This window comes from Vibrio sp. V23_P3S9T160, from assembly GCF_963886625.1.
Classification (GTDB): domain Bacteria; phylum Pseudomonadota; class Gammaproteobacteria; order Enterobacterales; family Vibrionaceae; genus Vibrio; species Vibrio anguillarum.
Window position 1 is genome coordinate 8,998 of sequence record NZ_CAWPDB010000168.1, and the last position, 7,948, is coordinate 16,945.

Sequence of the window (7,948 nt, forward strand, 5' to 3'; positions counted from 1 at the left end):
AGTCATTGTTGGTTTTGACCCAACATTTACTTTCGATTGAATTCTAACCTATCACTTTATTTATCTAAAGAATTTCATCTTCATCACTAAGAATAAAATACAAATCCATCAATTATTAATTCTAAATTTAAGAATAAAGAACCGACATATTTATCAATTAAAAACAAACCAAATGTTAACTAGTTATGTTTAAAATATGATGTTATTTCAAAACAACAATTATTTACACTTGCTATGCGTATGACTGATATATAGATTGTTACGAATAATTCACACATTATATGGATATACTGTGAAACATTTAATTTATTTTTTATTAATTAGTTACTCATCAATTAGCCTTGCTCAATCTTCAGTTGATGATGAACGGTTGCTCGCCTCATTAATCGAACGAGGTGTGATATGTGAAGGGCTGACATCAGAACAGCAACAACAAGCACTTGCCCTTTATCTACAAAGAAAACACCACAAAGAAAAGTCTCTAAATTCGACAACTCATCAAGAAGAAGCGTGTATTTCTCCGCCGAAGAGCGACTAAATCACCCGTTCAATCTTCACTGAATAACACTCAGAAAACTTGCCTAGATAAGAATATACCAGCCACTCATTGCGTCCATGAATTCTATTTTATGGCGATGAAAGCCATTTATTCTCTATAGCGCTCAGTCGTATGGAAATCAGTTCAGTGAAATTGTTAATACCATAAATACAGAAAGAAAAATAAGGAAAGCAGATGAAACACATAAGGAAAACCTTGCTTGCGTCAGCAATGGTAACACTATTTAACGTCAGTGCTTATGCGCACACCCCGATTGATTTAGGGGTAGTCAATGAAGATAAACTCATTGAAATGTTAGTGCGTAACGGTGTTGTGGATGGCAATGCTACCGATGCAATCAAGCGCGATGCCTTGGATCGTTATTTAGAGCAAAAAATCAAATCGGGCTTCCACGGTGATGCGCAATTTGGTAAGCAAGCTCTTGAGCAACGCGCACGGGTATTAAAGACCATTGAAAAACAAAAAGGCCACCAAAAAGCCAGCGTTTTTGCTCTCGATATCAGCACCAAACGCACCGATAAGGTATTAGCGCTTTTAATTGATTTTCCCGATTTACCTTGGAACGATAACCGCCTGACCAAAGAGCATACTGAAATGCTCTATGCCAGCTACAATCCACCTCACTATCAAGATCTGCTTTTTTCCGATGCGGGCTATGCAGGCCCTAATGGAGAAAATTTCATCTCGATGCGTCAGTATTATGAAAGCGAGTCTGGGCAAAGCTACAGTGTGGCCGGGCAAGCCGCAGGTTGGTATCGCGCGTCTAAAAACGCCGCGTTTTACGGGGGCAACTCTGCAACAACAGACAAAGATATGAATGCGCAAGAGTTGGTGCGCGAAGCACTGAACCAACTGGCGCAAGACCCTAGTATTAATCTGGCCGATTACGATATTGAAGATCGTTACGATTACAATGGTAATGGCAACTTCCGCGAACCGGATGGCGTAATCGATCACTTGATGGTGTTCCATGCATCCGTTGGTGAAGAAGCCGGCGGCGGTGTGCTTGGACCTGACGCCATATGGTCCCACCGTTATAATCTCGGCCAACCTTATGTCCTTCAAGGCACAAAAAGTACGCTTCCAGATCGCTTTAACGGCCAATATGCCGCCTTTGATTACACCATGCAACCGATTGATGCGGCCGCTGGGGTTTGCGCACACGAGTATGGCCACGATTTAGGTTTGCCTGACGAATACGATACCCAATACACAGGTAAAGGTGAGCCAGTTTCTTATTGGTCCATCATGTCTTCTGGCAGTTGGGCCGGAAAAATTGGCGGAACACAACCGACGGCATTCAGCTCTTGGTCTAAACAGTTCTTACAAAAAGCGGTCGGTGGTCGTTGGATCAATGACGATCAAATTTCGATTGCAGAGTTAGAGAAAAATCCTCGCGTATTTACCCTATTCCAAACCACTGACAATGCTCGACCAAATATGGTGAAGATTGATTTACCACTGAAACGTGTTGATGGAGTGAAGCCTTATCAAGGTTCGTCCGCTTTTTATTCAAACCGAGGCGATGATCTGAAAAATAGCATGTCTCGTAAGCTTTCTATCCCTACAGGTGAACAAGCTACGCTGAATTTTAAAGCATGGTATCAGATTGAAAAAGACTACGACTTTGCACGCGTACTGATCAATGGTAAAGCGATTGCTGGTAACATCACCACCATGGATGACCCGTACAATACAGGGCTTGTACCTGCTATTGCTGGTCAGTCGGATGGCTGGGTTGATGCGATATTTGACGTCTCCCAGTGGGCAGGCCAAGAAGTGACACTCAGCTTTGACTATGTCACTGATGGCGGCTTAGCCATGGAAGGTCTTTACCTTGATAACCTACAGTTAGAGGTCGACGGGCAGCAAACCCTTATTGATGATGCCGAAGGAACATCCACCTTCGCCTTTAAAGGTTACACCACCAACAATGGCTTCCATGAAGCGCCACACTATTATTTACTGCAATGGCGTAGCCACAATGGCGTCGACCAAGGCTTAGCCAATATCAAACGCATGGGCCAGTTGATGACTTTCGAACCCGGCCTACTGGTTTGGTATGTGGATGAATCTTACACGGATAACTGGGTAGGTAACCACCCAGGTGAAGGTTGGTTAGGTGTCGTCGATGCGGATCAAAACGCATTGGTTTGGTCAAAAACCGGTGAGGCCGCACAAACGCGCTTCCAAGTGCGAGATGCAACCTTCTCATTGCAAGATCAAACACCTCTACGTTTAGTCGCTGCCGATGGTGATGTGCTCGAAGACACAAGCTTAATCGGTAATGGTAATTTCTCTGATGGCGCGGATTACAGCTCACCATTAGTACCAGATGCTGGGCGTAAGTTAACGGAATTTGGCTTGATGATCGACATCCTCAACCAAGGCCAAGACAATGAGTACGGCGTAATTCGCTTATCAAAAGTCAGCGAACAAAACCAAGCTCCTGTCGCCAACTTTGAGCTTAAAACAGACGGTTTATCTGTCAGTGCTCTCAACTACAGCCATGATGAAGATGGCGAGCTAGTCAGTTACGCATGGGATTTTGGTAACGGCCAAATGAGCAGCGAAATGGCGCCAAGCTGGAGCTACACCAAAGCAGGGCAATACACCGTAAACCTAACCGTAACGGATGATAAAGGCGCAACCAACACCACTACGCGCACAATACAGGTTGAAGTGCCTAACGCATTACCGCAAGCCAGTGCTAAGTACATCCACCTTGGACGCTGGGTAACAATGTGGTCAACCAGCAGCGATAGCGATGGGCGAATTGTCGATACGGAATGGACCCTGCCGAATGGAAAAATAAAACGTGGCAAACTCTTCACCGCCATTTTCCCAAGCTCTGGAAAACATGAAGTGAAAATTAAAGTGATGGATGACAAAGGTGCAACAGTGACTAACGCCATTGTGGTGAATTTGTAACCACCTATTCTATTTTCTCTTAGAGAACTTGAGCGCGGCTTCGGTCGCGCTCTTCTTTATTGGATAAACAGAATTAAAGCGATTGATCACTTAACCTTTCCAACGCCTCGACGCGTTTGAGTTGTTTGGCCTCAAACGTTTGGGTACGCAGTTGCGTAATTTGCTGATTTTTTTCATCTTCGCTCAAGCGTGTATTTTCAAGCACCGCCGAACGCTGTTGTAGATAGTTTTCGAGATGCTGAGAAAACTGCTCTCGTTGTTCACTAAGCTGCGTTAACCGCTGTGCTCCTTGTTCGCCAACCAACTCGTTCCAAGCTAAGTATTGCTCTTGCGTGGACAAATGGCGACTCGCGTTGAGTGCTGGCAGTAGTTGTACATTGCGTTCACTGCGCTGAATGTATTCTGGCTGCTGTGCTAATAACGTTTGCCACTGCTGCTGCTCATCATATGAATCTACTGCTTGAGCTTTAATGCGCAGCTTTTCTAACGCTAAATTTCGTAACGCATTCTCTTCACCAAACAACATACTTTGCTGATCAACGTTAAAAAATTGACTTTGTATTTTCAGTAACTGCTGATTGATCTCAGCTAAGGTAGCAAGATCGAGACTGGCGATGGAAGAATTAGCCTCTAACTCAGCTAATGCTTGTTTGTATTGGATAAACTGTTCAAAAAGCATTGGATCGATCACCACGCCCTCATCCTGCTCAGCATACTGGGCAATGCGCAGCTCAACCTCAGGTAATGAACTCTCTCCTAATGTAGAGATAAAATAGTGAATTAAATCAAGACTCGATGCGCTGTCTATCTGCGTATCTTGTTGAGATGGCGTTTGTAACGCGCTCTGTGATGATACTGGCTTTTGCAGAAAAAGCACCGCACCGATGCTCCCCAAGATGATCACGATAAAACCAAATAGTGCGGGCTTTTTCATAGCCAATCCTTATAAAGTTTGATGTTACAAAACTTGAAGTTATAAACCTCGAAACTATCAACCTCGAAGTTATAAACCTTGAAGCTTCAATCGATTAGCGTGCTGGCGATACAAGGTAACGGGGTCAGTTTCAAAAAGGTGGTGTATCCCAAGCAAGCCGTTGATTTCATCTAAGTGGTTCATTTGGTAATCATCGCGGATCACCTTACCCAAGTGAGTACTGCATACGCCGACTAAACCATCATTAGGGCCATTAAAGACAAGCCCAGTCAACATCATCGCAGCATCAGTTGGGTCAAGGAGGTTGGTAAAGGTCGAAGATCCTGTCCACGAATAGTAATAAACACCATTGTCAGCCAGTAATTCACCATCACCACATTCACTGCTTGGAACGCCTTCTGGGTAGTGTTGATTAAACGCTAGCGAACCTTGGGTAGTTAAGGCTTCTAAGGAGGCTAAAGGATCTTGCTCTAGGTTACTTCCCCCAGAAAGCAGGCCAACCAAACCCGCCAATCCTTGCGCCATTTTGACAGCAATCGTTTCAGAAATGGAGCCCTCTTTAATGTGCCCACGCACTAAATCTGCCACGATTGAGCCTTTATTCACGCCACCAATGCTAGTCACGGACGCCACAAGATCGGGCCGAACTGATGCAACATAGCGAGCCGTTGGTCCGCCATGACTATGGCCAATCAGGTTAACTTTTTGAGCGCCAGTGGCGGCTAAAAGTGACTCCACTTGTTGCAATAGTTGTTCACCTCTCAGCTCAGAGCTGTTGATTGCTGAGACTTGAGCCACGTAGGCCTTTGCGCCATCTTTCGTCAGTGATTGCGGAATGCCGTAGAAATAATCGACTCCGGCCAGCGTATCAAAACCAAATAAGCCATGAACTAACACAATAGGATACTGGGTTTGGGTATAGCCTGTCTTACTTAACGCCACCGTGCTGGTTGCCGCCAGCGCCGTGGTACTCAGCAGACAAAAAGCAGCAATAATAATCGTTTTTTTCAAAGTAAATTCCTTCTTATTGTAGTGCCTGGTTTAGGCGCGGCATACATCTAGCCTACCGTTACCACACCAGAGATTAGACCTCTGAGGAGCACCCTAACTTTAGAAGAAAAGCACTTTATTTCATGTCGGCTTACCAGCTTCGTGAATGAACTAAAAAAAACAACAGATAAAATTAACATCGCATTAACAAAAAGAGCACTCACGTTTTAGCTAATTAAGCCAAAAGCATGAGCGCTCTTTACTACTCAATCATGAACTGATTGCGCTATTTTATAATAAATTGAATACCATCGGCTAACCAACCTTCAGACCAAACCTTGACTTGCCGAATGGCCGATCCGGCTGGCAACTCAAACACTTCATCGTGGGTACTGATTGCGTAGTCTTTTGACCCCACTACTTTGGTTGAACCATCATCAAGCTTAAAAGTCATACGGAGTAAATGGTTGCCACCGTACTTGAACTCACCGGAAGTAACGGTTATTTGCGTAACGCGTTTCAGATCAATTTCAGTCAAACTACCACTTTCACCGCCTTGCATCGCATTGGCTTGCGTACCAATTGCATCAATCGCAGCACCATGGCGAATATACAGTGTCCCCGATTGACCAACATCTTGTAAGGCCAATGAACCCGATGTAAACCCAAATACGGCCGATTCACTATCTGAATGAAATACGTTGGTGTAAGCGGTAATGGTGCGCACACTTACCTGATCATTGCCATCAGCATACAAACCTAACTCACCGCTGGTTTTATCATGACCAAGTAACTCATGAGAGAAAACATTACTCAGCTTATCGCTGTTTTCTATCCATTCCCAACGCTGACTTAAACTCGAACTACAGGTTTGTAATTGACCCAGTGATTGTCCATCCAAACATTGATGGATGTCGTTTGCACTCACATAGCGACCTAACTGATCATAAATAAAAGATTGTGAGTTTTTGGTTTCATCACAGCTTGAGGCAGAGAGCGCGCCATTATCAGCCACATCAACGCAACGATTATTAAAGCTGCCCAATTGCAAATTCACTGGACGACCGCCAGTGAATACTGGGTGCTCCCAATCGACAGTAAAGCTAGCACTTTTGCTCACTCTGCGGCGCGTCGTATTTTCAAAACCATGGTAGGACTGATGCGCACCTACAACATAATAATGCTTATAAGCACCGTTATAAATGGGACGAATATTGACCGAAGAATCAATGGTAAATTCCGTTGTCCCCGTCGCATTAGGAGCGGCTTTATAGATCACATCCATTTTGGGTACGAAGCTCGCGTAACCAATCGGGTTAATGCGGTTGGTATCCACAGGATAAGTATTGACCCACAGCGCATCCGTAGAGCGATTCATCATCGATTCGGCAGTCGCGTATTGGCTACGATTCCATTTAAAGCTGACGTTTTGTGCATTATTGGTGCTACGTTCAACACGATAATCGTGCGTTTTAAAGGTTAACCAACGGCTTTGGTTGTAGCTGGCATTGGCTTCTAGCTTGCCTTTAGGTCCATCAGCACTAACCTCGACACCACCACTCACTCCTAGCTGGAAGCCGGATACCTCTTTGACTTCATATTCGGCATTGAGATTTTCTCTCGGGAACGTTTTTAAGATCTGCGCTTTGTTGTTCGAAGAGTTAAATACAAATTGGTAGTCTTGGGCGATGGCATCGGTCGACCAGTCTCGGAAATAAGCATCTAATGTCGTGTAATCAGCACCTGATTGACGATAATCAAGACGGTCATTGAGATGGATCCCCGCACCCGTTGTATCATCATCTAAGCTGATGCGAACAATTTTCGCGTCCGGTGTCGCAGAGCCAATGGTGCCATATTGTAATGAACGCTCTAAATTAACTCTATAGATCAAAGAGATATTCGGGTTATCGCAAAACACTCGCGTACCTCGATCCCAAAGATGTGAGTTATTAAACGTACATTCATTATCAGTAATAGGCCGATTGACATTCAAATAAAACGCGACGTGTGGCAAAGAGTTCGTTTCCGAACCACTATTTGACACCATACTGGCCGTACTACGGCGCTGACGAGAATGGGCAATTGGGGCGGCTTCCAGTAGACGAATGTTGGCATCATTCTCGTCATCTAACGGTGTGAACAACAATTCTCCTTTGTGTTCACTGATGATCAAAAAGTCACTGGCAAACGCTAAGCCCAGTTTTTTCCTGAGCAATGCTTTCGCCTCTGTCTTTTGCGACTCACCTTCAATCGTACTGAAATCGACAAAATAGCGCATATGTTGGTTCAGTACATCGTCACGCATCTGCATTAGTGTCGGGGGCTCAACCTCTCCTTGTAACCAATAGCTCGCATTGAAGTAATTGATTTGGCTGTCATCCTGAAGCTCACTGAACATTTCAATGGCCAAACCTTGCGGCTGATTCACGTCAGCTTGAGCGGTGTTCCATACCAAGCCTGACATAATGGCAATAGCGCTAAGTGCTTTTCTTCTGTTTATTGACATATAAACCTCGTAAGCATTTTTATTG

At 44.5% G+C, this 7,948-nt stretch carries 5 protein-coding genes; 2 read left to right on the forward strand and 3 right to left on the reverse strand.

The window, feature by feature from the left end:
• Nucleotides 1-292 precede the first annotated feature (292 nt).
• Together AACU59_RS15865 and AACU59_RS15870 are read left to right on the forward strand one after the other, a co-directional pair.
• A complete protein-coding gene (locus AACU59_RS15865; protein ID WP_017043657.1) occupies nt 293-538 on the forward strand; it encodes a hypothetical protein in 246 nt (81 codons plus the stop codon).
• Between the two features lie 195 nt (nt 539-733).
• Nucleotides 734-3,490, forward strand: a complete 2,757-nt coding sequence (locus AACU59_RS15870; RefSeq protein WP_094144925.1) for an immune inhibitor A domain-containing protein — start codon at nt 734-736, stop codon at nt 3,488-3,490.
• 73 nt (nt 3,491-3,563) lie between these two features.
• Here AACU59_RS15870 and AACU59_RS15875 read toward each other — a convergent pair whose 3' ends face one another.
• The 3 genes from AACU59_RS15875 to AACU59_RS15885 form a co-directional block, all read right to left on the reverse strand.
• Nucleotides 3,564-4,424 carry a lipase secretion chaperone gene (locus AACU59_RS15875; RefSeq protein WP_094144924.1) on the reverse strand — a complete coding sequence of 287 codons (861 nt, stop codon included), beginning with the start codon at nt 4,422-4,424 and terminating at the stop codon, nt 3,564-3,566.
• A gap of 69 nt (nt 4,425-4,493) precedes the next feature.
• On the reverse strand, nt 4,494-5,435 hold the full coding sequence (locus AACU59_RS15880; RefSeq protein WP_094144923.1) for a lipase family alpha/beta hydrolase: 942 nt from the start codon (nt 5,433-5,435) through the stop codon (nt 4,494-4,496).
• A gap of 265 nt (nt 5,436-5,700) precedes the next feature.
• A complete protein-coding gene (locus AACU59_RS15885; protein WP_105977304.1) occupies nt 5,701-7,923 on the reverse strand; it encodes a leukocidin family pore-forming toxin in 2,223 nt (740 codons plus the stop codon).
• Nucleotides 7,924-7,948 lie beyond the last annotated feature (25 nt).